Annotated in this window: 22 protein-coding genes; 17 read left to right on the top strand and 5 right to left on the bottom strand. The window is 61.4% G+C overall.

The window, feature by feature from the left end:
• Nucleotides 1-96 precede the first annotated feature (96 nt).
• On the top strand, nt 97-978 hold the full coding sequence (locus ACB039_RS04465) for a LysR family transcriptional regulator (protein WP_268434805.1): 882 nt from the start codon (nt 97-99) through the stop codon (nt 976-978).
• Nucleotides 979-984: 6 nt separating this feature from the next.
• Here the strand turns inward: ACB039_RS04465 and ygfZ are convergent, their stop codons facing one another.
• Nucleotides 985-1,890: a tRNA-modifying protein YgfZ gene (gene ygfZ / locus ACB039_RS04460; RefSeq protein WP_152565375.1), complete on the bottom strand. Its 906-nt coding sequence runs from the start codon at nt 1,888-1,890 to the stop codon at nt 985-987.
• Nucleotides 1,891-2,009: 119 nt separating this feature from the next.
• Here ygfZ and ACB039_RS04455 point away from each other — a divergent pair, with 119 nt between their 5' ends.
• Both ACB039_RS04455 and ACB039_RS04450 read left to right on the top strand, forming a co-directional pair.
• The gene (locus ACB039_RS04455; protein WP_041205030.1) at nt 2,010-2,279 is read left to right on the top strand and encodes a succinate dehydrogenase assembly factor 2; all 270 of its coding nucleotides are present in this window, start codon (nt 2,010-2,012) and stop codon (nt 2,277-2,279) included.
• An 18-nt stretch (nt 2,280-2,297) separates the two neighbouring features.
• A complete protein-coding gene (locus ACB039_RS04450; protein WP_270824149.1) occupies nt 2,298-2,696 on the top strand; it encodes a protein YgfX in 399 nt (132 codons plus the stop codon).
• 44 nt (nt 2,697-2,740) lie between these two features.
• Here ACB039_RS04450 and nadB read toward each other — a convergent pair whose 3' ends face one another.
• Nucleotides 2,741-4,348: an L-aspartate oxidase gene (gene nadB, locus ACB039_RS04445; RefSeq protein ID WP_005332793.1), complete on the bottom strand. Its 1,608-nt coding sequence runs from the start codon at nt 4,346-4,348 to the stop codon at nt 2,741-2,743.
• 181 nt (nt 4,349-4,529) lie between these two features.
• Between nadB and rpoE the strand changes: the two genes are divergently transcribed.
• From rpoE to pdxJ, 10 genes are all read left to right on the top strand, one after another.
• Nucleotides 4,530-5,111, top strand: coding sequence for an RNA polymerase sigma factor RpoE (gene rpoE, locus ACB039_RS04440; RefSeq protein WP_005332791.1), 582 nt, complete (start codon nt 4,530-4,532; stop codon nt 5,109-5,111).
• Nucleotides 5,112-5,134: 23 nt separating this feature from the next.
• Entirely contained in the window at nt 5,135-5,722 is a 588-nt protein-coding gene (locus tag ACB039_RS04435) for an RseA family anti-sigma factor (protein ID WP_005332789.1), read from the top strand.
• Between the two features lie 21 nt (nt 5,723-5,743).
• Nucleotides 5,744-6,724 carry a MucB/RseB C-terminal domain-containing protein gene (locus tag ACB039_RS04430; RefSeq protein WP_043128421.1) on the top strand — a complete coding sequence of 327 codons (981 nt, stop codon included), beginning with the start codon at nt 5,744-5,746 and terminating at the stop codon, nt 6,722-6,724.
• A gap of 90 nt (nt 6,725-6,814) precedes the next feature.
• A complete protein-coding gene (locus ACB039_RS04425) occupies nt 6,815-7,276 on the top strand; it encodes a SoxR reducing system RseC family protein (RefSeq protein WP_005332785.1) in 462 nt (153 codons plus the stop codon).
• Between the two features lie 170 nt (nt 7,277-7,446).
• Nucleotides 7,447-9,240, top strand: coding sequence for a translation elongation factor 4 (gene lepA / locus ACB039_RS04420; protein ID WP_025328260.1), 1,794 nt, complete (start codon nt 7,447-7,449; stop codon nt 9,238-9,240).
• A 3-nt stretch (nt 9,241-9,243) separates the two neighbouring features.
• Nucleotides 9,244-10,167, top strand: a complete 924-nt coding sequence (gene lepB / locus ACB039_RS04415) for a signal peptidase I (RefSeq protein WP_371165207.1) — start codon at nt 9,244-9,246, stop codon at nt 10,165-10,167.
• Nucleotides 10,168-10,839: a ribonuclease III gene (gene rnc, locus ACB039_RS04410; protein WP_182786461.1), complete on the top strand. Its 672-nt coding sequence runs from the start codon at nt 10,168-10,170 to the stop codon at nt 10,837-10,839. It begins immediately after the preceding gene.
• Entirely contained in the window at nt 10,836-11,735 is a 900-nt protein-coding gene (gene era, locus ACB039_RS04405) for a GTPase Era (RefSeq protein ID WP_043128418.1), read from the top strand. Before rnc ends, era begins: the two co-directional genes overlap by 4 nt.
• Before the next feature lie 158 nt (nt 11,736-11,893).
• Nucleotides 11,894-12,604 (top strand): DNA repair protein RecO, encoded by a 711-nt coding sequence (gene recO / locus ACB039_RS04400; protein WP_371165206.1) that lies wholly within the window; start codon nt 11,894-11,896, stop codon nt 12,602-12,604.
• Nucleotides 12,605-12,688: 84 nt separating this feature from the next.
• Nucleotides 12,689-13,426: a pyridoxine 5'-phosphate synthase gene (gene pdxJ, locus ACB039_RS04395; RefSeq protein ID WP_041205039.1), complete on the top strand. Its 738-nt coding sequence runs from the start codon at nt 12,689-12,691 to the stop codon at nt 13,424-13,426.
• Between the two features lie 69 nt (nt 13,427-13,495).
• Here the strand turns inward: pdxJ and ACB039_RS04390 are convergent, their stop codons facing one another.
• The 3 genes from ACB039_RS04390 to barA form a co-directional block, all read right to left on the bottom strand.
• Nucleotides 13,496-14,416: an N-acetylmuramoyl-L-alanine amidase gene (locus ACB039_RS04390; RefSeq protein ID WP_371165205.1), complete on the bottom strand. Its 921-nt coding sequence runs from the start codon at nt 14,414-14,416 to the stop codon at nt 13,496-13,498.
• A gap of 41 nt (nt 14,417-14,457) precedes the next feature.
• Nucleotides 14,458-14,943 carry a DUF1456 family protein gene (locus ACB039_RS04385; RefSeq protein ID WP_005332775.1) on the bottom strand — a complete coding sequence of 162 codons (486 nt, stop codon included), beginning with the start codon at nt 14,941-14,943 and terminating at the stop codon, nt 14,458-14,460.
• Between the two features lie 63 nt (nt 14,944-15,006).
• Entirely contained in the window at nt 15,007-17,727 is a 2,721-nt protein-coding gene (gene barA / locus ACB039_RS04380) for a two-component sensor histidine kinase BarA (protein ID WP_371165204.1), read from the bottom strand.
• A 272-nt stretch (nt 17,728-17,999) separates the two neighbouring features.
• Between barA and rlmD the strand changes: the two genes are divergently transcribed.
• The 4 genes from rlmD to pyrG all read left to right on the top strand — a co-directional run bounded on the left by rlmD (nt 18,000) and on the right by pyrG (nt 24,440).
• A complete protein-coding gene (rlmD, locus tag ACB039_RS04375) occupies nt 18,000-19,322 on the top strand; it encodes a 23S rRNA (uracil(1939)-C(5))-methyltransferase RlmD (RefSeq protein ID WP_005332772.1) in 1,323 nt (440 codons plus the stop codon).
• Nucleotides 19,323-19,573: 251 nt separating this feature from the next.
• A complete protein-coding gene (gene relA, locus ACB039_RS04370) occupies nt 19,574-21,784 on the top strand; it encodes a GTP diphosphokinase (RefSeq protein ID WP_005332770.1) in 2,211 nt (736 codons plus the stop codon).
• 79 nt (nt 21,785-21,863) lie between these two features.
• Nucleotides 21,864-22,661 carry a nucleoside triphosphate pyrophosphohydrolase gene (gene mazG, locus ACB039_RS04365; RefSeq protein ID WP_041205042.1) on the top strand — a complete coding sequence of 266 codons (798 nt, stop codon included), beginning with the start codon at nt 21,864-21,866 and terminating at the stop codon, nt 22,659-22,661.
• Nucleotides 22,662-22,802: 141 nt separating this feature from the next.
• On the top strand, nt 22,803-24,440 hold the full coding sequence (gene pyrG / locus ACB039_RS04360) for a glutamine hydrolyzing CTP synthase (protein WP_371165203.1): 1,638 nt from the start codon (nt 22,803-22,805) through the stop codon (nt 24,438-24,440).
• Nucleotides 24,441-24,451 lie beyond the last annotated feature (11 nt).

The following is a 24,451-nucleotide window of genomic DNA, read 5'->3' as shown; positions in this document are numbered from 1 at the left end:
GCTATTATTCGATAGGTTCATGTTGGTATCTATCGTTAAAATAGATAGAGCTAGGTCCAAGAGCAGAGCAGAGCAGAGCAGAGCAGGAGCAGATGGATGACCCCTTCACTGGAACAATTCAAGGCGTTGCTGGCGGCGGCTGAGACGGGATCTTTCTCGGCGGCGGCGCGCCGGCTGGGCAAGGCGCAATCGGTGGTGAGCACCGCCATCGCCAACCTGGAGATCGACCTCGGCCTCGAGTTGTTCGATCGCAGCGGCCGCTACCCGGTGCTGACCGAGGCGGGGGCCCGCATCAGCCAGGAGGCGGGGGTGCTGCTGGCCCAGAGCGAGCGGCTGCAGGCCATTGCCGGGGAGCTGGCCAGCGGCATAGAGTCGCGCCTGACGCTCGCCATCGACGATGACTCCCACCTGCCCTGGCTGGGGGCTCTGCTGGAGGCGTTCGCCAGCCGCTACCCGGCGGTGGAGCTGGAGCTGCTGTTCCCGCTGATGGAAGATGTGACCGAGCTGCTCAAGAGCGGGCGGGCCCAGCTCGGCATCAGCTACCAGAAGGCCCACCCCGAGCGGGAGCTGGTTTCCCGCTCCCTGGGGAGCGTCGCCATGCCCCTGGTGGTCTCCCCGGATCATCCCCTGGCCCACAAGACACCGCTGCACGAGAGCGACCTGCAAGGGGCCCGCCAGCTGATGGTGACGGGGCGGCGGGAGGGCACGGAGCGCCATCGCTTTCGCCTCTCGTCCCAGGTGTGGTGGGTCGAGGGGGATCTCGGGATCCTGGAGCTGGTAAAGCTGGGGCTGGGCTGGTCTGCGGTGCCCGAGTTTCTGCTGCACCGGCCGCTGGCGCGAGGGGAGCTGGTGGTACTCAAGCCGGATTTCATGCCCCAGGCCGAGCTGGAGCTGGAGTTGCAGTGGTATCGCGCCCGCCCGCTCGGGCAGGCGGGGCGCTGGCTGAAGGAGGCCCTGCTGGCGCGGGTGCCTCGTTAGCCGACCTTACTCGGTCAGGGAGTAGGGCAGGGGTTGCAGGGCAAGGCGGGAGCCTTCCTCCTGCTTGAGGCGGAAACTGGCATCGGCCTCGGTGTCTTTTGGCAGCACGGCGGTGAGCCACAGCTGGCCATCCTGCTGCCAGGCGTTCAACACCATGCCGCTGCGCCGCCAGTTGTCACCGAGCTGGATCTCCAGGGTATCGCCGCTGGCAACGGGGCCACTGGCCTGCCCGGCCAGCACGAAGAGGGCGCGGTTGTTGGCACCGCGGTACTTCGCGCGCGCCACTATCTCCTGTCCCATGTAGCAGCCCTTGGTGAAGCTGATGCCGTCCAGGGCCTGCAGGTTCAGCATCTGGGGAATGTACTCACCCTGATGAACCGCCTCCAGGTGCGGGATGCCGGCCTTGATATCCAGACCCCACCAGAGTGATTCCTGTCCGACGGGCAAGCCGATATCGAGCGGTTGTTCGCTCACCAGCAACCATCGTTCGGCTTCCACCTTGACCGCCATGCCCCCCTCGACGAGGCCGGTCTCCTGAAGGCCGTATTGCGCGGCGATCCAGGTGTCTGTGCCCTGACCGGCCACGCCGACCGCCTGGCCCTGGAACTCGCCGATCTCGACCTTGGCGAACACCGCAAATTTCTTGAGCTCGGGCAACTGGCGCGCCAGCACCGACGGCTTGGTCAGCAGCAGCAGGCTCTCATCGAGGCAGAGCAGGCGAAAATCGCTCCACAGCTTGCCCTTGGGGTCGCAATGGCCACCGAGGGTGCTTTGGCCCGGTTGCAGGGTATTGACGTCGCAGGTGACCTGGCCTTGCAGATATTTCACGCGATCATTGCCGGTGAGGCGGGTGATGGCCAGATCGGTCAGGGGAAACAGGGTTGGCTCGGCAGGAAGAACAGGGGTCGGCAGGCTCACGATGGTATTCCAGAGACAGAAAGTATGTGACCTGCATGGTAAAGACGTAAGGAATGTTTGTCAGCCGGAAAATCCAGCTGCTACCATCCCCGGGTCTTTGTAAGGAGAGTTCCATGTTGAGCCCAATTGAAAAGTCCCGCCTGAAGTGGGCCTGCCGTCGCGGCATGCTCGAGCTGGATGTGATATTTATGCCCTTTTTCGAGCACGAGTTCGACTCCCTGAGCGAAGCACAGCAGCAGACCTTCATCCGCCTGCTGGAGTGCGAGGATCCTGAACTGTTCCGCTGGAGCATGGGCCACGGTGTGCCGAGCGATCCCGATTTCGCCGCCATGATCCCCCTGATCCTGGAGCGCAATCAGGCCCGTCATGATCGCCTGAGCTGATCCCCGATGCGGGTCCTGATGCCCGTCATCCCCTCCCGGCGGCAGCGCATGCTGCTGCTTGCCCTGTTTCTGCTGTTGCTCTGGCCGGTTGCCGCTCTGATCCATGGCTGGCAATGGGGGCTGTTTCTCCCCTGCTGGTTGCTGGGGCTCTGGCTGGCCTGGCGCCCTGTCATGCAGAGGGGCGATGCGCTCTGCTGGGACGGAGAGTGGCTGGAGTGGCAAGGCCGACGTCATCGGCTGGATGACCGCAGCCGTATCCTGCCCGGTGTGCTCTGGCTGAGGTTGCAGACAGAAGAGGGCGCCGAGCGCCGCCTCTGGCTCTTCTCCGATGCTCTGGCACCCGCGCATTACCGCGCCCTGGCCCGCGCCATCCACCTCGCCCTGCCCAAACCGCCAGATTCACCCCATAACAGATGACCCCGCCGGGGCGGGGTCATCTGATTGACGGTGGTGGGAGTCATTCACTCCCGATCCGGCGTCAGCACTGTCGGCTTGGGGTTTGCTTGCATGTCCGGGTAGTCGAGGTTGTAGTGCAACCCGCGGGACTCCTTGCGCTCCAGGGCACAGTTGACGATAAGCTCGGCCACCTGCAACAGGTTGCGCAGCTCCAGCAGGTTGTTGGAGACGCGGAAGTTGGCGTAGTACTCCTGCACCTCCTGCTTGAGCAGGTCGATACGGCGCTTGGCGCGCGCCAGCCGTTTGTTGGTGCGCACTATCCCCACGTAATCCCACATCATCAGCCGCAACTCGTGCCAGTTGTGCTGGATCACCACTTGTTCGTCCGAGTCATCCACCTGACTCTCGTCCCAGGCGGGTAGATGGGGTGGTTCCACGCTGGTCGGGAGCTTGGCCAGGATGTCGGCCCCCGCCTGATGGGCGTAGACCACGCATTCCAGCAGGGAGTTGGAGGCCATGCGGTTGGCGCCGTGCAGCCCGGTGTAGGTCACCTCGCCGATGGCGTAGAGGCCGGGGATGTCGGTCTGGCCGTTGTTGTCGATCATCACGCCGCCACAGGTGTAGTGGGCCGCCGGTACTATGGGCATCGCCTCTTTGGTGATGTCGATGCCCACCGCGAGACAGCGCTCATAAATGGTCGGGAAGTGCTTGATGATGAAGTCGGCCGGTTTGTGGCTGATGTCCAGATACATGCAGTCGGCCCCGAGTCGCTTCATCTCGTGGTCGATGGCGCGGGCGACGATATCACGGGGTGCCAGCTCGGCCCGCTCGTCAAACTCAGGCATGAAGCGGCTGCCATCGGGACGGCGCAGATAGGCCCCTTCCCCGCGCAACGCTTCGGTCAGCAGGAAGTTGGGGTCATCGGGATGGAACAGGCTGGTGGGATGGAACTGGTTGAACTCCAGGTTCGCCACCCGACAGCCAGCGCGCCACGCCATGGCGATGCCGTCCCCCGAGCTCACGTCCGGGTTTGAGGTGTACTGATACACCTTGGAGGCGCCGCCGGTGGCCAGTGCCACGAAGCGGGCGCGGATCACCTCGACCTGCTCGACGTTGCGATTCCAGACGTAGGCGCCGAGTACCCGGTTGCCTGGCAGGTCCAGCTTGCGGGTGGTAATGAGATCGACCGCGTTGAAGCGCTCCATCAACTGGATGTTGGGGTGGGCGCGTACCTGATCGATCAGGGTGAGCTGCACCGCCTTGCCGGTGGCGTCCGCCGCGTGGAAGATGCGGCGATGGCTGTGACCCCCTTCCCGGGTCAGGTGATAGTGGGATTCCCCCTCGGCATCCTCCTCCTGATCGAAGGGGACACCTTGCTGGATCAGCCACTGGATGGAGTCGCGGGCGTTGCGGGCGGTGAACTCCACCACGGCCGGGTCACACAACCCGGCGCCAGCGTTGAGCGTGTCGCTCACATGGGATTCGATGCTGTCGGTCTCGTCGAACACGGCAGCGATGCCTCCTTGCGCATAGAGAGTGGCCCCTTCACTGATGGGCCCCTTGCTCAGAACCAGGACTTTGGCCTGGTCTGCCAATCGCAACGCGAGGGACAGACCGGCGGCACCGCTGCCAATGATCAGTACGTCGCAAAGGTATTCAACACTTGCTTTCATAAGTATCATTGGCCTGGATTAAGAACTGGCCCCATGGTAGCCCAAGGGGGGTTGTGATGCAGCCTGCATCACATTTTTTTCAATGCAAGCGAACTTTCTCTGATTCCTCCTGTCTGAACTTGTGCGCTTAGAAGGGGCCGGAAAAGAAGAACGATAACCTGATGGGGGTTTTACGGCTCTGATGAGCGACCAGAATCTACTGGACGAACAGCTGGTTGAACGGGTCCAGCGTGGCGATAAAAATGCATTCAACCTGTTGGTAAGAAAATACCAGCATAAGGTGGTCAACCTGGTGGCCAGGTATGTCAACAATCCGGGCGATGTGCCGGATGTGGCGCAGGAGGCCTTTATCAAGGCTTACCGGGCGTTGCCGACATTCCGTGGCGAGAGTGCGTTTTACACTTGGTTGTATCGGATCGCCGTCAACACGGCCAAAAATTACCTGACCTCACAGGGGCGCAGACCGCCCAGCAGTGATGTCGAAGCGGACGAGGCTGAATATTATGGTGGTGGTGAAGCCCTGCAAGAAGTGGCCACCCCGGAAAATCTGGCGCTGACCGACGAGATCAAGCGTACCGTGTTTGCCGCCATAGAAGCCTTGCCAGAAGACTTGAGAACAGCGATCACCCTTCGTGAAATGGAAGGGCTGAGCTACGAAGAGATTGCGGAGATCATGGATTGCCCTGTGGGTACGGTGAGATCCCGTATCTTTCGGGCGAGGGAAGCAATCGATAAAAAGCTGCAACCTCTGATCGAGAATTAAACTGGGGAAAGACAGGCAAACTTATGGCAAATAAAGAGCAACTTTCAGCCCTGATGGATGGTGACCTCAGCGACATGGAGGTTCTGAACGAGCTGGGAACGGATCCCGCTCTGCAAGATACCTGGGCTCGTTACCATCTGATCGGTGATGCCATGCGGGGAGACCTGCCGGTCAATCTGCAACTGGATCTCAGTGACAGCATCATGCTGGCACTGGAAGATGAACCCGTCATACTGGCGCCCAAGCTGGTGCAACCTGTTATGCCTCAGGTGAAGCCTGCTGGCAAGGTAATACCTCTGGTCCGCCGGTTTGGCCAACAGATGGGGCAGTACGCCATTGCCGCATCGGTGGCCGCCGCCGTCATCTTCGGGGTGCAGCAGTACCAGGGCAGCGACGGCATGCCGGCCAACCCTGTGCTCAACACCATACCGGTCGGTGGCAGTGCGACGCCAGTGAGTGTGCACTATCCCCAGGAGGGCAACCGCGCCACTCCTCGCCAGCAAGGCTTGAACGAGCAACAGATGCAGGAGCAGCGCGAGCGTATCAACGCCTTCCTGCGAGACCATCAATTGCAACAGCGTCTGCTGCAAGACAAGCAGATTCAGGAATAACGCATCTTTAGGGATCAGACCGTGCGCCAGTCCAGCCTCATTCTGCTGGCCTCTCTCCTGCTGATTTGTGCCAAGGCCTCGGCCGACGATCTGTCGGCCGAGGCCTTGTTGCAGCAGATGCAGAGTGCCGTTTCGCAACAAAATTTTGAGTTGTCCATGGTCAAGGCCCGTCAGGGACGCCTCGAGCCCATTCGTTTCAGTCACGGGGTGATCGATGGCAAGGAGGTTGCTCATCTGAGCTACCTCGACGGCAAGGCGGTGGAGTACCTGCAACGCCAGAATGAATACACCTTCTTCGAGAACACCCACGAACCCTACACACTGAAGGGGGCGCGTTTTCCTGGCGTATGGTCGAGTCTGGTGAGGATGCCGCTGCCCCGGGTGCTGGAAAGCTATGACCCCGTGCTGGCCGGTCGTAGCCGGGTGGCCGGTCTGGTGGCGCAAGTCGTGAGACTGGTGCCCAAGGAGGCGGACAAGTACGGCTTTGTACTCTGGGTCGATGAGCAGAGTCATCTGCTGCTGCGGGTGGACATGGTGGACAAGGAAGGCAACCTGGTGGAGCAGGTGCTGGGGGTAGATCTGGACAGGCAGCCGGCGCCCGCGCCCTGGCTTGTCACCTTGGCCCGCAGCAAGCTGCCCGATGCGCTGGCATTGGAAGACGCCTATCCCGCTCCCCAGCAGACCCTGAACTGGCACCTGACCTGGCTGCCGGGTGGATTCAAGGTGCTCTCTCAGGACAGGCACCAGCTGGTCAGCACCAGCCTGCCGGTGGACTACATGATGCTGTCGGACGGCGTGGTGGATCTCTCCGTCTATGTCTCCCGGGTCGATCCCAAGCAGGCGGTGCGTCAGCAATTGATCCGCCAGGGGGCCACTTCACTGGTGAGCTTCGTCAACGAGGTCGGCGTGGAGATCACCGTGGTCGGGGAAGTCCCTACCGAGACGGCCAAGCGCATCGCCGAGTCGGTGCAGCCGCTGGCCCGCAACGAGGCGGTTCAGTGAGGTGGCATGCGGCCACTTGCCGAACCGGGACGACCGTGCTGAGATCGGGTAAGTCCATAGCCGTTCGTCTGGAGTCATCTTGTGAGTAACATGAGCGAAGAGCTGGCAACCGTGGTGGCCGTCGAGGGGGCTTTTGCCTGGGTGGAGTGTGAACGGCGTTCAGCCTGCAGCGGCTGCCACCAGCAGTCCAATTGCGGTACCGGCACAGTCGCCAAGGCCTTTCCCCTGAAGTCGCAGCGACTGCGGGTGGCGCTGACCGCCGAGGTTCTGGTCGGTCAGCAAATCAGGCTTGGCATTCCCCAGGCGAGTATCCTGCGCGGCGCGGCCCTGGTTTATGTGCTGCCGCTGTTCTGCCTGCTACTCGGTGCCCTGCTCGGCCAGCTCTGGTTGGCGCCGCTGCTGTCGGCGGGGGAGGGCGTCACCATCCTCAGTTGCTTGCTCGGTGGCACCATCGGATTTTTACTGGTTCGTTACTTTTCTGCCCGGCTCGAGCAAGGGGAATATGGTCCCCGCATGCTCGGCGTGGTACTCAATACCCGTCACCTCTCCTGAGCGGCGTTACCCTTTTCTGGCTCCGTCGCCGCCGTTTTGGTGCCGAGGGCCCGCCAGACAAGGCGCTATTTCTGGTGCCCGCCGACTAAAGATTGGCCGTCGACCTGGTTATCCAGTAAAATCCTGCCCTCATATCCGACCCTAACTTAATTTTGAGTGATTCTTGCTCGATGAAACACATTCGTAACTTTTCGATTATTGCGCACATCGACCACGGTAAATCGACCCTGTCGGACCGTCTGATCCAGACTTGTGGCGGCCTGTCCGACCGCGAGATGCAGGCTCAGGTGCTTGACTCCATGGATCTGGAGCGCGAGCGCGGCATTACCATCAAAGCACAGAGTGTGACCCTGAACTACCAGGCACAAGACGGTAACACCTATCAGCTGAACTTTATCGACACCCCGGGCCACGTGGATTTCTCCTACGAGGTTTCTCGCTCCCTGGCGGCCTGTGAAGGGGCTCTGCTGGTGGTGGATGCCGGTCAGGGGGTTGAGGCACAGACTCTGGCCAACTGCTACACCGCCATGGAGATGGAGCTGGAAGTGGTGCCGATCCTGAACAAGATCGATCTGCCTGCCGCAGAACCCGAGCGGGTCGCGGAAGAGATCGAGGACATCGTCGGCATAGACGCGGTGGATGCGGTGCGTTGCTCCGCCAAGACCGGTCTGGGTGTCGATCTGGTGCTGGAAGAGATAGTGGCCCGCATTCCGGCACCGGAAGGTGATCCGGATGCCCCGCTGCAGGCGCTGATCATCGACTCCTGGTTCGACTCCTACCTGGGCGTCGTCTCCCTGGTGCGCATCAAGAACGGTTCCCTCAAGAAGAACGACAAGATCAAGGTGATGAGCACCGGTCAGGTGTGGGGCGTGGATCGCATCGGTATCTTCACCCCCAAGCAGGTGGATACCATGGGGCTGGGTTGCGGCGAGGTAGGTTGGGTTGTCTGCGGTATCAAGGACATCCACGGCGCTCCGGTGGGCGATACCCTGACGCAGGCCAAGAACGGTGCCGACAAGGCGCTGGCCGGCTTCAAGAAGGTGAAGCCACAGGTCTATGCCGGTCTGTTCCCCATCTCCAGCGATGACTACGAGTCGTTCCGTGACGCCCTCGACAAGCTCTCCCTGAACGATGCCTCCCTGTTCTTCGAGCCGGAAAGCTCCACCGCGCTGGGCTTCGGCTTCCGTTGTGGCTTCCTCGGCATGCTGCACATGGAGATCATCCAGGAGCGTCTGGAGCGGGAATACGACCTGGACCTCATCACCACGGCACCGACCGTAGTGTATGAAATCGAGCTGAACAACGGCGAGACCATCCACATCGACAGCCCGGCTGCAATGCCTCCGGTCAACAACATCAAAGAGATGCGCGAGCCCATCGCCGAGTGCAACATCCTGCTGCCGCAAGAGTACATGGGCAACGTGATCACCCTCTGTATCGAGAAGCGTGGCGTGCAGACCAACATGGTCTATCACGGCAAGCAGGTGGCGCTGACCTATGAGATCCCGATGGCGGAAGTGGTGCTCGATTTCTTCGACCGCCTGAAATCCACCAGTCGCGGCTACGCCTCCCTGGATTACGGCTTCAAGCGCTTCGAGACCTCCGAGATGGTGCGCCTCGACATCATGATCAACGGTGAGCGCGTCGATGCCCTGGCCATCATCACCCACAAGGAGAACGCCCAGTATCGCGGTCGCCAGGTGGTGGAGAAGATGCGTGAGCTGATCCCGCGCCAGATGTTCGACATCGCGATTCAGGCCTCCATCGGTAACCAGATCATTGCCCGCAGCACGGTCAAGGCCCTGCGCAAGGACGTGACCGCCAAGTGCTACGGCGGTGACGTGAGCCGGAAGAAAAAGCTGCTGAACAAGCAGAAAGAAGGCAAGAAGCGGATGAAGTCCCTGGGCCGTGTCGACGTGCCGCAAGAGGCCTTCCTCGCCATTCTCCACGTCGGAAAGGATTAATCGATGGCAAGCACCTTTTCCCTGATCCTGGCCATTGTCACCCTGCTGACCGGCATCATCTGGACAGTCGACAAGCTGGTCTGGTCCAAGCAGCGGGCGGCCAAGATTGCGGCCGCACGTGCCAGCGCCGGCTCGAACATTGACGAGAAGACCCTGGCCAAGGTGGCCCCCATGCCGGTCTGGATCGAGCAGACCGGCGGTGTCTTCCCGGTCATCGCGCTGGTGCTGATCCTGCGTTCCTTCATCTTCGAGCCGTTCCAGATCCCGTCTGGTTCCATGATGCCCACCCTGTTGGTGGGCGACTTCATCCTGGTGGAGAAGTTCGCCTACGGCCTGCGTGATCCCGTGACCAACACCAAGTTCCTCGAGACGGGTTCTCCCGAGCGTGGCGACGTGGTGGTGTTCAAGTATCCGCTGGATACCCGGGTGGATTACATCAAGCGGGTGGTCGGCATGCCGGGCGATCGGGTGATCTATCGCAACAAGGAGCTGATGATCCGGCCCAAGTGCGATGAACAGGAAGGGAAAACGTGCCCGGGTTTCAAGAAGCTCGACGTCAAGTTCGAGCAACGGGGGGAGTTCAGCCAGATGGGGATCCCGCTGGATCGCTACACCGAACAGCTGGGAACCGTCTCTCACGAGACCCTGCGCAACCCCCTGATGCCGGACCTGGTGGATCGCTACTATCGCCAGCCGGGCACCTACCCGGATGAGTGGGTGGTGCCGGAAGGCCACTATTTCGTGATGGGTGACAACCGCGACAACAGTACCGACAGTCGTTTCTGGGGCTTCGTGCCCGAGCAGAACCTGGTGGGCAAGGCGGTCGCCATCTGGATCAGTTTCGAATTTGAGCGCGAGGAAGGATCCAGCTTGCCAGGCTGGGTGCCGACCGGTGTGCGCTTCAACCGCATTGGCGGAATTAAGTAAATGAATATCAAGATGAACAGACTGCAGTCCCGTCTCGGGCATGTCTTTCAGGATCAAGAGCTGCTGACCCGGGCGCTGACCCACCGCAGCGCCGGTTCCCGTCACAATGAGCGACTGGAATTTCTGGGGGACTCCATCCTGAGTCTGGTGATTGCCGATGATCTCTTCCACCGCTTCCCGCAAGCGGCGGAAGGGGATCTCAGCCGGATGCGCGCCACCCTGGTGCGGGAGAAGACCCTGGCCGAACTCGGTCGGGAGTTTGACCTCGGGGATCACCTGATCCTGGGGCCCGGCGAGCTGAAAAGCGGCGGGTTCCGTCGCGAGTCGATCCTTGCCGACACGGTCGAGGCGGTGATCGGCGCCGTCTATCTGGATACCGATCTGGAGCGGGTGCGGACCCTGTTGCTTAGCTGGTACGCCAGCCGCCTGGACGAGATTCGTCCCGGCATCGAGCAGAAGGATCCCAAGACCCGACTGCAGGAAATTTTGCAGGGAAGCCGCAAATCCCTGCCGACCTACACAGTGACCAACGTCAAGGGCGAAGCCCACAACCAGGAGTTCACCGTCCAGTGTGACGTAGATGGTCTGGATGGTCCGCTGGTCGGGGTCGGCACCAGCCGCCGCAAGGCCGAACAGGCCGCGGCGCAGCAAGCATTGGAAAAACTGTCATGACAGATACTACCTACTGCGGCTTTGTCGCCATCGTGGGCCGCCCCAACGTGGGCAAGTCCACCCTGCTCAACAAGCTGCTTGGCCAGAAGGTCAGCATCACCTCGAAGAAGCCCCAGACCACCCGTCACCGGATCCTGGGGATAGACACCGAGGATAACTACCAGACCATCTATGTGGATACCCCGGGTCTGCACATCGAAGAGAAGCGGGCCATCAACCGCCTGATGAACCGCGCCGCCACCAGTTCCCTGGGGGACGTAGCCATGGTGGTGTTCATGGTCGACGGTACCCACTGGACCAAGGACGACGAGATGGTGCTCGGCAAGTTGCGCCACCTCAAGTGCCCTGTAGTGCTGGCGGTCAACAAGATCGACAACGTCAAAGAGAAAGAAGATCTGCTGCCCCACCTGGAGTGGCTGGGCCAGCAGATGAACTTTGCCCACATCCTGCCCATCAGTGCCGAGAAGGGCACCAACGTGGAGAAGATCCGCGAGTGGGCCAAGCCGTTGCTGCCGGAGAACGTTCACTTCTTCCCGGAAGACTACGTGACCGACCGTTCGTCCCGCTTCATGGCCTCCGAGATTATCCGCGAGAAGCTGATGCGTTTCACTGGCGAGGAGCTGCCCTACTCGGTGACGGTGGAGATCGAGCGCTTCAAGGTGGAAGAGAATGGCCTCTACCACATCCATGGCCTGATCCTGGTGGAGCGCGATGGCCAGAAGAAGATGGTCATCGGCAACAAGGGCGAGAAGATCAAGACCATAGGTACCGAAGCGCGCCTCGACATGGAACGACTGTTCCAGAACAAGGTGCACCTGGAGCTGTGGGTCAAGGTCAAGTCCGGCTGGGCCGATGACGAGCGCGCCCTGCGCAGTCTCGGTTACGGCGATGACTAAGAACCTGTGCACGCGCTTACTGCGAGGCCATGATCAAGGCTCATGCGCTGCTCGGAATCCTCATGTGTGTTTACACACTCCGGTTCCTGCGCTGCTCTTTACCTTGCTGACGGCCTCTCGTGACAGAGCGTGGACAGGTTTTGATAGGTAATGGCGGATTGCTGAACCCGGCTTTCGTCATCCACAGTCGGCCCTATCGGGAGACCAGCCAGCTGGTCGAGGTCTTCACCCAGGATAGTGGCCGATTTACCCTGGTGGCTCGCGGTTCCCGCGGGCCGCGCTCCCCTCTGAAGGGGCTGCTGCAACCCTTCACCCTGCTCACCATGAGCTGGCGTGGCAAGGGAGATCTCAAGAACCTCGCCCAGGTCGAATGCCCGGATCACTCCCTGCGACTCGGCGGCGATCGCCTCTTCTACGGCCTCTATCTCAACGAGCTGGTCTACTACCTGCTCGAAGCCCATACCCCCTTCCCCGAGGTGTTCGATGCCTATGCCCGTGCCCTGATGGCGCTGGCGGACGGCGAGACGCCGGAGCTGCCCCTGCGCCGCTTCGAGTTCCTGCTGCTGAAGGCGCTCGGTTATGCGGTGGATTTCGAATATGCCGCCGACGACGACACCCCGATCCAGCCCGATCTGCTCTACGGCTTCGAGCGGGAGCTCGGCTTTGTCGCTTGCGAGCGGGCGCCGGATCCCCGTACCCTGTTCCTCGGCGCCCACCTGCTGGCCTTCGCCGAGGGGCGATTCGATACCCCTCCCTTGCTGCAGGCGGCCAAGCGTTTCAGCCGGCTGGCGCTGCAGCCCTATCTTGGCAAACGCCAGCTCAAGAGCCGGGAGCTGTTTTTAAAGCGTAAAGCCAGCATGCAAGGCTGACACAGATTACAGACATATGGATATTGGCGCGGAGTGATTCACTGACCGCGCAGTCAACAGATGAAGAGTTTCAAGGAGTCCTCAATGAGTGAAATCTACCTGGGTGTGAACATCGACCATATCGCCACCCTGCGCAATGCCCGCGGCACCCAGTATCCGGATCCTGTCCAGGCCGCCTTCGTGGCCGAGCAGGCCGGTGCCGATGGCATTACGGTTCACCTGCGTGAAGATCGCCGCCACATCACCGACCGCGACGTGGAGATACTGCGCCAGACCATCCAGACCAGGATGAACCTGGAGATGGCGGTGACCGAGGAGATGATCGGCATCGCTTGCCGCATCAAGCCCCAGTTCGTCTGCCTGGTACCGGAGAAGCGCACCGAGGTGACCACTGAGGGCGGCCTGGACGTCGCCGGTCAACTGGACAAGGTGACCGATGCGGTGACCCGCCTCGCCGCCGTCGGTGCCCAGGTGTCGCTCTTCATCGACGCCGACCCCATCCAGATCGATGCGGCCGCCGAGAGTGGTGCCCCCTTTATCGAGATCCACACCGGCCGCTATGCTGATGCCACCACGGATGCGGAGCGCAACGCCGAGTTCAAGCGCATCGCCGCCGGCGCCTCCTATGCCGCCGGCAAGGGCTTGAAGGTCAATGCCGGCCATGGCCTGCATTACCACAACGTCAAGGCCATCGCCGCCATTCCCGAGCTTTATGAGCTCAACATCGGTCACGCCATCATAGGCCGCGCCGCCTTCGACGGTCTGGCCAAGGCCGTGAGCGACATGCGCCTGCTGATGCAGGAAGCTCGTCAGGGGATCTGATGCCGGTTTGGCTGCATCGCACAGACAAGGGACGCCTCGGCGTCCCTTGTTGTTTTCGGGGGAGGGGGCTCAGCCCTGCTCGGGAAAGTAGCGCTCGAGCAACGCCATAAGGATGGCCTGACACTCGGCGTCCGGTTCGCCGCTGACCAGGGTGGCTCGGAAATGGAGCTGGAAGGCACGCATTGCGGCGCGGCTCTGCTCATCCCAGGCGCCACTCGGCAGGATACCGTAGCCGTAGCGGGCGAGCTGCTGCTGCCAGGCGAGGGCATTCCAGACGGGGGGCGGCTGCTGGCGCAGCTCGGCTACTCTGGCCTCGTCGGGCCAGGCGCCAACGCCATGGTGCAGGGCCAGCTCGCGCCAGGGGAAGTGAGGGCCGGGATCCTGCTTGCGTTCGGGGGCGATGTCGCTGTGGGCCAGCACCTGGGTGGGGGGAATGTGGTAGCGCTGAACCAGCTCCTGGCTGAGGGCGCCAAGGGCGGCGATCTGGGCCCGGGTGTAGGGTTGCCAGTGCCTCAGGTGAGCGGGGAGGGCCGCTTCTTTCTCGTCATAGCCCAGATTGACTATCTCGATGCCCAGCGAGCTGGCATTGAGCCCGGCATACTGATGCCAGCGGCTGCGACCGGCGTGCCAGGCGCGCTGGCTGTCGGGCACCAGTTGGTAGACGGGAAGCGGCCGTTCGTCGGTGTCGCGGGGGATCAGGTAGTGGGCACTCACCTTGTGTTCGGGTTCAGTCAGCAGGCGCAGGGAGCGGGCGTCATCCTCGTCGGTGTAGTGGAGGATCAGAAAGGCGATACGTTCATTCTGGTTGGCACTGGTATGGCGGGTGGATAGCTCATAAGGTGCCGGTTGGCAGGCGCCAAGCCCCAGCAACAGGCTGAGTGACAGCAAGCTGGTGCGGCATTTACCTGGCCAGGGGGAACAGGAAAACAGGGATGGCCAGCGCGGCCTGCCGCCCAGGCGGAATGACGGGGGGCAGGCGCGCTGGCCCATGGCTCAGGCGCGCCGTCTGGCGGTGACGCGCGCGCGCGGGCTCATGGTTCGGACCTGTACTTGGCGGTGAGGCCGATGAGGAAGTTGCGCAGGATCTGATCCCCGCAATCCTGATAGTGCTTGTGATCCTTGGCGCGGAACAGGGCGCTCAGCTCGGACTTGGAGAGGTTGAAGTTGGCGAGCTTGAGGGTGCCCAGCATGTCTTCTTCCTTGTAGTTGAGGCCGATGCGCAGCTTGCGCAGGATCAGGTTGTTGTTGATCCGGTTCGGGATCACCTGGGGCGGGGCATCTTCCCGCACACCGCGGCGCACGACGATGAAGCCGTCGAGGAACTGGCTCAGTGCCGCGTCCGGGCAAGGGACAAAGCCCGGGTCCTGCTCTTCCCCTTCCGCTGCCTCTTTCAGCAACCAGCTGTGGAGCTGGGCGTGGGTGACGGTCAGGTTGCCCTTGGCAAACATCTCGACCATCTGATCGTTGCTGATGGTAAGGGCGTAGCGCAGGCGGCGCAGAATATCGTTGTTGGTCATGTTGACTCCTGTGGAAACGGCGCGATTTTACCATCTGCGGGCCTCGCAGTCAGAAAAAGCGCCTCACTCGGCCGGGGAGAGGTAGCGAGGGGCCTCCCGCTTCACCTGCTCCAGGGCATCTTGCAGCTCCAGCAATTCGGGCTCGAGATCGCTGACGGCCACACCGTCGCGCAGCTGCTGCTCGAGCTGGGAGAGCAGGCGTTGCAGGCCGGGCACCCCGGAGTAGGCACAGCCGCCGTTGAGGCGATGGAGCTGGGCCAGCACCTCGTCATCCTCCACTCCGCCCGTCAACGCGGCTTCCAGCATGGGCTCCACCTCGTCGAAGCTGGCCAGCAACATGGTCAGCATCTCTTTGGCGAGTGCCTCTTTGCCCGCCGCCTGGCGCACCGCCAGGGCCCAGTCTATCTGTTGATCCCCCTGGTTCTGATGACGCCTGTGGGCGAAGTCGGTGATGAGCTGTGCCAGCATGCCCTCGTCGATGGGCTTGGACAGGTAGTCGTCCATGCCTTGGCGGATCAGCCGCTCTCGTTCACCCGGGATGGCATGGGCGGTGACCGCGACGATGGGGGTCTCGGTGTTGAGGGAGTGATGCCGAATAGCCTGGGTGGCGCTGATGCCATCCATGACGGGCATCTGGATATCCATGAAGATGATGTCGAACGGCTGGCTCTGCGCCAGGTTGACCGCCTCCTTGCCGTTCTTGCACACCACCACCTCGGTCACCATCTCCTTGAGCATGGCGGCGATGAGCTTGAGGTTGGCCGCATTGTCATCCACCGCCAGCACCTTGACGGCTTGCACCCGGCGAGGCGTCGGCGCGGGCAGCGGCGTTCGCCTGGCCGCTTCGGGGGAGAGCAGGGCGTGCAGCAGTTTGCGATGGTTGATGGGCTTGGAAAGGCAGTGGGCGGCGCCATGGGCCAGCATGGCGTCATAGAGCGCCGGCTCGTGGCTGCTGAGCAGCACTATGGTGTTCTGTTGCCCGCTGAGGCCATCGAGACGGGCTATCACCTGTTGCGGGGTATGCAGGGTACTGCCGCCGATGATCACCATGTCCTGGCTGCCCATCTCCGGCCAGCCGTCTGCCATGGTCAGCGACTGCACGTCCAGCTGCCATTCGGCCAGCAGGGAGAGCAGGGAGGCGTGGGTGAAGGGGTCCGGCTCCAGCAGCCAGACCCGCTTGCCCAGGATGCGATCCAGCGGGAGCCGCTCGGTCTGGGGTAGGGGAGAGACCTCCAGCTCCAGATTGAACGAGAAGACGGAGCCTTTGCCAAGCTCGGACTCGAACCGGATCTGACCACCCATCTGCTGCACCAGCTTCTGGGTGATGACGAGCCCGAGCCCGGTGCCGCCATAGCGGCGGGAGATGGAGGAGTCGGCCTGATTGAAGGCCTGGAACAACTGGCGCTGCTGCTCTTCCGAGATGCCGATGCCGGTATCCCGGATGAGCACCCGCAGGCGAACCTTGCTGCCGTTGGGGGCCCCGGTCTGCTCGACGCGCACATCCACGTTGCCGCGCTCGGTGAACTTGATGGCGTTGCCGGTGAGGTTGGTCAGCACCTGTTGCAGGCGCATGGGGTCGCCGGTGAGATAATCCGGCACGGCGGCGTCTACCTGCAAGGAGAGCTCAAGTTGCTTGTCATGGGCACTCGGCCCCAGCAGGTGCATGGTCTCGTTGAGGGTGTCGCGCAGGCTGAACGGTATATGCTCGAGCTGCAGCTTGCCCGCCTCCAGTTTGGAGAAGTCGAGGATGTCGTTGATGATGCCGAGCAGGTTGCGCGCCGACTTCTCTATGGTCTGCATGTAGTCGGTTTGACTCGGTGTCAGGCTGGTTTTGAGCAACTGGCGGGTGAAGCCGATGACGCCGTTGAGTGGGGTGCGCAGCTCGTGGGACATGTTGGCCAGGAACTCGGATTTGACCCGCGCCGCCTCCTGAGCCCGCTTCTTCGCCATGTCGAGCTCGACGTTCTGGATCTCTATCTGCTCGAGCGTCTCTCGCAGATCCGAGGTCGCCTGATCGATGTTCTGCTGCATCTCTTCATGGTATTCGGAGAGCGCCTTGGCCATGGCATTGATGCCGTTCTTCAGCATGTCCAGCTCGCCGGTGAGCTGACCGCTGACCCGGGTATCGAGGCGACCCTCCCTGATCCTGTGCACAGCCTGCACCATGTCGGTGATGGGCTGGGTCACGCTCTTGACCAGGCGAAAGCCAAACAGGGTACTTATGGCGAGGCCGATGAGCACGATGATCACCGCGAAGAAGGCGTCGCGATACTGCAGGACGATGGCCCTGTCGGTGGCGAGCTGCATGGAGATGTAGCCGATGACAGGCGGCTCCAGATCGCTCGGCAGGGGGAAGCCGTCCAGGCTGGTCTCGGCCTGGATGGGGGTGCGCAAGATGATGTCATCGCCGTTGAAAGAGACGCTGGTCAGCGCCGGGATGGCGCTGCCATCGGGCAGGCGCAGCTGGCTGAAGTCCCTGTGGTAGTTGGACGTCACGAACAGCTGGTTGTCCTGGGTGAAGACGGCGATGGACTTGATGAAGGGGGAGTTCTTGCGATGGGTCAGCCCGATCAGCCGCTTGAGCGACTCACGGCTGTGCTGGGTCATGCCGTATTCACTGGCGATGGCCAGGGGCTCTATGATGTTGATGCCCTGATCGATCAGGTTGTTTTCCAGCTGATGGTAGCGGTGGAAGGTAAAGTAACCGGCGATCAGGCCGCCGATGATCAGGGTTGGCAATATGGTAAATGCCAGTACACGGGCTCTGAGGCCGTACTTGGTCATGCTGATAAACCGCCGGCAAACATGATGCAGACCATAGCCCCGGGAGCGTGTGGGCGCAGGGGGAGGGCTGGCAATACAGGCGATGTCACCGTACGGGCGCTCAGGCCGTATCCTGTCATATCAATGGGCCACTTATGGTCAGATTGGGCAATGGGGCAGAGGCTGCAGCTCGGGCCCTCAGGCCGCATTTGGCCATACTATTATTCTTGTGGGACAATGGCCTGCTGCAGATTCCACAATCATGACATAGCCACCTATAGGCACCAAGTTTTATGGCCCAGTTTTTCAAGCCCCAAAAGAAATCAACCCAGCCCCAACGTATTGAATTTACGATAGACAGTCTGGATCACCACTGTGTCGGTGTCGGCCGTCATCAGGGCAAGGCCATCTTTGTCGAAGGGGCACTCCCCGGTGAGCTGATCAAGGCTCGCATCGTCGATGACAAGAAGCAATATGCCCACGCCGCCCTGCAACAGATAGTGACCCCGGCGGCCAATCGCATCGATCCCTTCTGCCCCCATTATCGCGAGTGCGGCGGTTGCAGTGCCCAGCACCTCGGCGAAGCGGATCAGCAGGCGGTCAAGGAGGCCGGGCTGGTCAGCCTGTTCGAGCGCCTTGGCAACATCAAGGCACCGGCGCTCGAGCCCGTGCTCAAGGGAGAGTCCCGCAGCTATCGCCGGGTCTGCCGTCTCGCCATCAAGTTTGACAAGAACGGTCGCTGCACTCGTGTGGGGTTCCGCCGCCGTCAATCCAATGACCTAGTGGAGGTGGCGGGCTGCCCCGTGCTGGCCGACCCCCTCTCTGCCCTCATCACCCCGCTGCGCGAGTGCCTCAATCGTTTGAAGAGCCAGCGCGAGCTGGGGCATGCGGAGCTCATCCAGGCCGAACAGGGCATCATGATGCTGCTGCGCCACACAGGTCGCCCCAACGAGGCGGATCGCGCCCTGCTGGTGGCATTTGCCGAGGCCCAGGGGATCGACCTCTATCTGCAGGCGGCGGATGAGCGCATCGAACCCCTGCGTCAACAATTTCAGCCGAGCTACACCCTCGATGGCCTGTCTCTTGCATTCGCCCCTGGCGACTTCATTCAGGTCAACGGCCCCATCAACCAGAGCATGGTGACCCAGGCGCTGACGTGGCTGGGGGCGACCAAGGACGACAAGGTGCTGGATCTCTTCTGCGGCATCGGCAACTTCACCCTGCCGCTGGCCCGTCAGGCCCGTGAAGTGGTGGGAGTCGAGGGGGAGCTTGCCATGGTGGCCCGTGCCGAGGAGAACGCCCGTCGCAACGGCATCGACAACGCCCGTTTCTACAAAGCGGATTTGAGCGGCGACATCGTCGGCATGTCCTGGGCGCGGGAAGGCTTCGATCTGGTGTTGCTGGATCCGGCCCGGCCCGGGGCGCTGGAAGTCATGAGCCACGTGGCGGCACTTTCGCCCAAGCGGGTGGTCTATGTTTCCTGTAACCCTGTCACCCTGGCCCGGGACAGCCAGGTGCTGGTGAAGGGGGGTTATCGACTGGCTCGCCTGGGGATGCTGGACATGTTCCCCCACACCGGTCATCTGGAGTCCATGGCGCTGTTTGAACGGGATTGAGCAGGCTGTTTTGAGATTGCCGGTGCTGCGTTTTGTCGGTCTTCCGATGCCGGTAGCGCTGTTTGCGCAGGGGTGATTAGGGTAATCTAGATCTGCAAAAATGGGCCTGATGTGCGAGAGAAACCTGTTGCCGGGATCGGCAACATGCCTTGAAAACTCTCCCGCGCATCCCCATTTGAGGCAGTCATCAGCTGATGAGGGGATGGCAGAAAGCATCGGCTTTCGGCCCCATAATTTTAAGGATTGATACCATGGTTGCGGTGCGCGAAATTCATTTGAAAGACAATTTCACTCTGGAGGAGTGGGTCAGTTCCCTTACCCTGAGTGAAAGCGACAAGAATCAACTGCGAACCGTCTACCAGTACTGTCTGACGCTTGGCGACGAGGCGCTCACCAACCGCCTGCTGGTGCGTGGCGTCGAGATGGTGGGCATACTGCTGATGCTCAGCATGGATCTCGCCACCCTCAAATCGGCCATTCTCTATCCCTTCGTCGAAGCCGGCCTCATCAAGCAGGAGAAGGTGAACGAGGACTTCGGTCCCAAGATCGCCAAGCTGGTGGAAGGGGTGCTGGAGATGGAGGCCATCCGCTCTCTGCAGACCCTGCACCGTAGCGAGACCTCCCCGGAGCAGGTGGACAACGTGCGCCGCATGTTGCTCGCCATGGTGGAGGATGTGCGAGCTGTCGTCATCAAGCTGGCGGAGCGGATCGCCTGCCTGCGGGAAGCCAAGCTGGCGGATGAGGAGACCCGGGTGCTGATGGCCCAGGAGATCACCAACATCTATGCGCCGCTCGCCAACCGCCTCGGCATAGGTCAGCTCAAGTGGGAGCTCGAAGATCTCGCCTTCCGTTACCTGCACCCGGATACCTACAAGCAGATCGCCAAGCAGCTCGACGAGAAACGACTCGATCGGGAGCGCTACATCCGCGAGTTCGTGCAGTCCCTGCGCGATGCGCTGGCGGAGGCCGGGGTCGAGGCCGAAGTCTATGGCCGCCCGAAACACATCTACAGCATCTGGCGCAAGATGCAGAAGAAGCACCTCGAATTCAACGAGTTGTTTGACGTGCGTGCGGTGCGGGTGATCACCAAGCGGCTGCAGGATTGCTATGCGGCTCTTGGCATAGTTCACACCCATTTCCACCATATTCCCCGCGAGTTTGACGACTATGTCGCCAACCCCAAGCCCAACGGCTACCAGTCCATCCACACAGTGGTGGTGGGGGAGGAGGGGAAGACGGTGGAGATCCAGATCCGCACCGAGCAGATGCATCAGGATGCCGAACTCGGCGTCGCGGCTCACTGGCGCTACAAGGAAGGGGCTCAGGCCGCCGCCAAGACCAGTACCTTCGAAGACAAGATCGAGTGGCTGCGCAAGCTCCTCGCCTGGCAGGAGGATCTCTCCGAAAGCGGCTCCCTGCTGGACGATCTGCGCAGTCAGGTGTTCGAGGACAGGGTCTATGTATTCACCCCCAAGGGGGACGTCATCGACCTGCCGGCGGGGGCCACCCCGCTCGATTTCGCCTATCACGTCCACAGCATGATCGGCCACCGCTGCATCGGGACCAAGGTGGATGGCCGCATTGTGCCCTTTACCTACACGCTGCAGACCGGCGATCAGGTGGAGGTGATCACCCAGAAGGAGCCGAACCCGAGCCGCGACTGGATGAACCCCAATGCGGGCTTCCTGCGCTCCAGCCGGGCGCGGGCCAAGGTGGCGACCTGGTTCAGAAAGCTGGATCGGGACAAGAACATTGCCGCCGGCAAGGAGCTGCTGGAGAAGGAGCTGGACAGGCACAACCTGACGCTCTCCAAGGTGGACAAGGTGGTGCTGGAACGCTTCCATGCGGAGGAGCTGGAGGATCTGCTGGCCGGGATCGGCAGCGGCGACATCCGCATCAACCAGCTGCTCAACTACCTCGACACCCGTTACAACAAGCCGACGGCGGAGGAAGAAGACCGCCGCCTGCTGGAGAAGCTGGAGCAGAAGGCCAATGCGCCCTTCCGCCCCAAGGCCAAGGATCACATCGTAGTGGAAGGGGTCGGCAATCTGATGACCCACATTGCCCGCTGCTGCCAGCCCATCCCGGGGGACTCCATCCAGGGTTTCATCACCATGGGCCGCGGCGTCTCCATCCACCGGGAGGATTGCGAACAGCTGAAAGAGCTCTCTCGCCGCAACCCGGAGCGACTGATCGATGCGGTCTGGGGGGAGAACTACTCCGGTGGTTATGGTCTCACCATCCGCATCCTCTCCAACGACAGATCCGGCCTGCTGCGGGACATCACGACCGTGCTGGCCAACGAGAAGATCAACGTGATGGGGGTGCGCTCGCGCTCCAACGTGCGTGAGCAGACCGCCGAGATCGACATGGAGCTGGAGATCTACAACATCAACGCCTTCAACAGGGCCTTGGCCAAGCTCAGCCAGCTCAACGACGTGATCAGTGCCAAGCGCCTCTGATACCCGATAAATAGTGACCGGCCCCCGTGGTCGGTTGTGCTTTATGACCCTTCTTGAACGAATCGAAAGCGAAGATCCCATGTCCCAACGTTACGACCTCCCTCAATTGCTCGACATCATGGCTCAACTGCGCTCCCCGGACGGGGGCTGCCCCTGGGATCTCAAGCAGAGCTTCCAGACCATAGTGCCCCACACCCTGGAAGAGGCCTACGAGGTGGCCGATGCCATCGAGACTCAGGATTGGGATGGATTGAAGGGGGAACTCGGGGATCTGCTGTTCCAGGTGGTCTTCTACGCCCAGCTTGGCAAGGAGCAGGGACTGTTCGATTTTGCCGACATAGTCGATGCGGTGAGCGAGAAGCTGATTCGCCGCCACCCCCATGTGTTCTCCGATGCGGACCTCGGTGACGAGCAGGCGGTCAAGGTGAACTGGGAGGTGGAGAAGGCCAAGGAGCGGGCCGCGCTGGATAAAGAGAGCGTGCTCGATGACATCCCCCTCTCGCTGCCGGCCCTGACCCGGGCCGCCAAGATCCAGAAGCGCTGCGCCACCGTCGGTTTCGACTGGAAGACGCTCGGGCCGGTAGTGGACAAGATCCACGAGGAGATCGAGGAGGTGATGGAAGAAGCGCTGATGGTCGATGTGGACGAGGCACGGGTAAGCGACGAGCTTGGCGATCTGCTGTTTGCCACCGTCAACCTGGTGCGCCATCTTGGCAAGGATCCCGAGCAGGTGCTGCGTGGTGCGAACGCCAAGTTCGAACGACGTTTTCGTCAGGTTGAGCAGTTTATTGCAGCGGAAGGGCTGAAAATGACGGATTGCACCCTGGAGAAGCTGGATGCAGCCTGGTGCCGGGCCAAGGAAACCGAGCAAAGTTGATTTGGCGCAAGACGAGGGAGCGGCGAGCCTGATAGATTTTTGTTCATTGTTTGGGAGAGGGGGTTTTGGTATACTGTTTCCCCGTCCTGCTTCATCCCCGAAGCACCCCTTAAAATTCCCTAAACTTCTTTCAGGTTCAGCATGACGACAAAATATATTTTTGTAACTGGTGGCGTTGTTTCATCCCTCGGCAAAGGCATTGCCGCAGCTTCTCTGGCAGCCATTCTGGAAGCCCGCGGTCTGGATGTGACCATCATGAAACTGGACCCCTATATCAACGTGGATCCGGGCACCATGAGCCCGACCCAGCACGGCGAAGTGTTCGTAACCGAGGACGGGGCTGAGACCGATCTGGATCTGGGCCATTACGAGCGTTTCATCCGCACCAAGATGACCCGTCGCAACAACTTCACCACCGGTCGCATCTATGCCGACGTGCTGCGCAAAGAGCGTCGTGGTGACTATCTGGGCGCCACCATCCAGGTCATCCCGCACATCACCAACGCCATCAAAGAGCGGGTAATTGCCGGCGCCGAAGGCCATCAGGTTGCCATCGTCGAAGTAGGCGGCACAGTGGGCGACATCGAGTCCCTGCCGTTCCTCGAAGCCATTCGTCAGCTGGCTGCCGAAGTGAGCCGCGACAATGCCATGTTCATGCACCTGACCCTGGTGCCTTACCTGGCCGCCGCCGGCGAGGTGAAGACCAAGCCGACCCAGCACTCCGTCAAAGAGCTGCTCTCCATCGGGATCCAGCCGGATGTGCTTATCTGCCGCTCCGATCGCGCCATCCCGGCCAACGAGCGTGCCAAGATTGCCCTGTTCTGCAACGTGCCGGAGCGCGCCGTCATCTCCATGAAGGACGTCGACTCCATCTACAAGATCCCGGCCCTGCTCAAGTCCCAAAATCTGGATGACTACTTCATCGCCCGTTTCGGCCTGGAGTGCAAGGAAGCCGACTTGTCCGAGTGGGAACAGGTGGTCTACGAAGAGGCCAATCCGACTGCAGAAGTGACCATCGGCATGGTCGGCAAGTATGTCTCCCTGCCGGATGCCTACAAGTCCGTCAACGAAGCACTCAAGCACGGCGGCCTGAAGACGCGTCTTTCCGTCAACATCAAGTACATCGACTCCCAGGACATCGAGACCCGTGGCTCCGAGCTGCTGGAAGGTCTGGACGCGATCCTGGTGCCGGGTGGCTTCGGTGAGCGTGGCGTGGAAGGCAAGATCCTGGCCGCCCAGTATGCCCGTGAGAACAAGATCCCTTACTTGGGTATTTGTCTCGGCATGCAGGTTGCCATGATCGAATTCGCTCGCAACGTAGCGGGCATGACCGGTGCTCACTCCTCCGAATTCAAGAAAGATTGCGCCTATCCGGTTGTCGGCCTCATCACCGAGTGGGTGGATGAAGAGGGCAACGTCGAGACCCGTACCGAGAAGTCTGATCTGGGCGGAACCATGCGTCTGGGTTCCCAGCTCTGCCACCTGGTGGAAGGCTCCAAGGTGCGCCAGATGTACGGCAGCCCGACCATTTACGAGCGTCATCGTCACCGTTACGAGGTGAACAACAAGCTGCTGCCGCAGATCGAAGCGGCCGGTTTGAAGGTGACCGGTCTCTCCTCCGACAAGAAGCTGGTGGAAATTATCGAGATTCCGGATCACCCTTGGTTCGTGGCGGCGCAGTTCCACCCGGAGTTCACCTCGACTCCCCGTGATGGCCACGCCCTGTTCGCCGGTTTTGTGAAGGCGGCAGGCGAGTATCAGAAGCGTAATTTGAAGTAATTGAAAATAAA

The sequence above is a fragment of the Aeromonas sp. S2(2024) genome, assembly GCF_041402505.1.
GTDB classification, from domain to species: domain Bacteria; phylum Pseudomonadota; class Gammaproteobacteria; order Enterobacterales; family Aeromonadaceae; genus Aeromonas; species Aeromonas media.
Note: the sequence above shows the minus strand (reverse complement) of the source record. Positions and strands in the feature narration are given on the sequence as shown.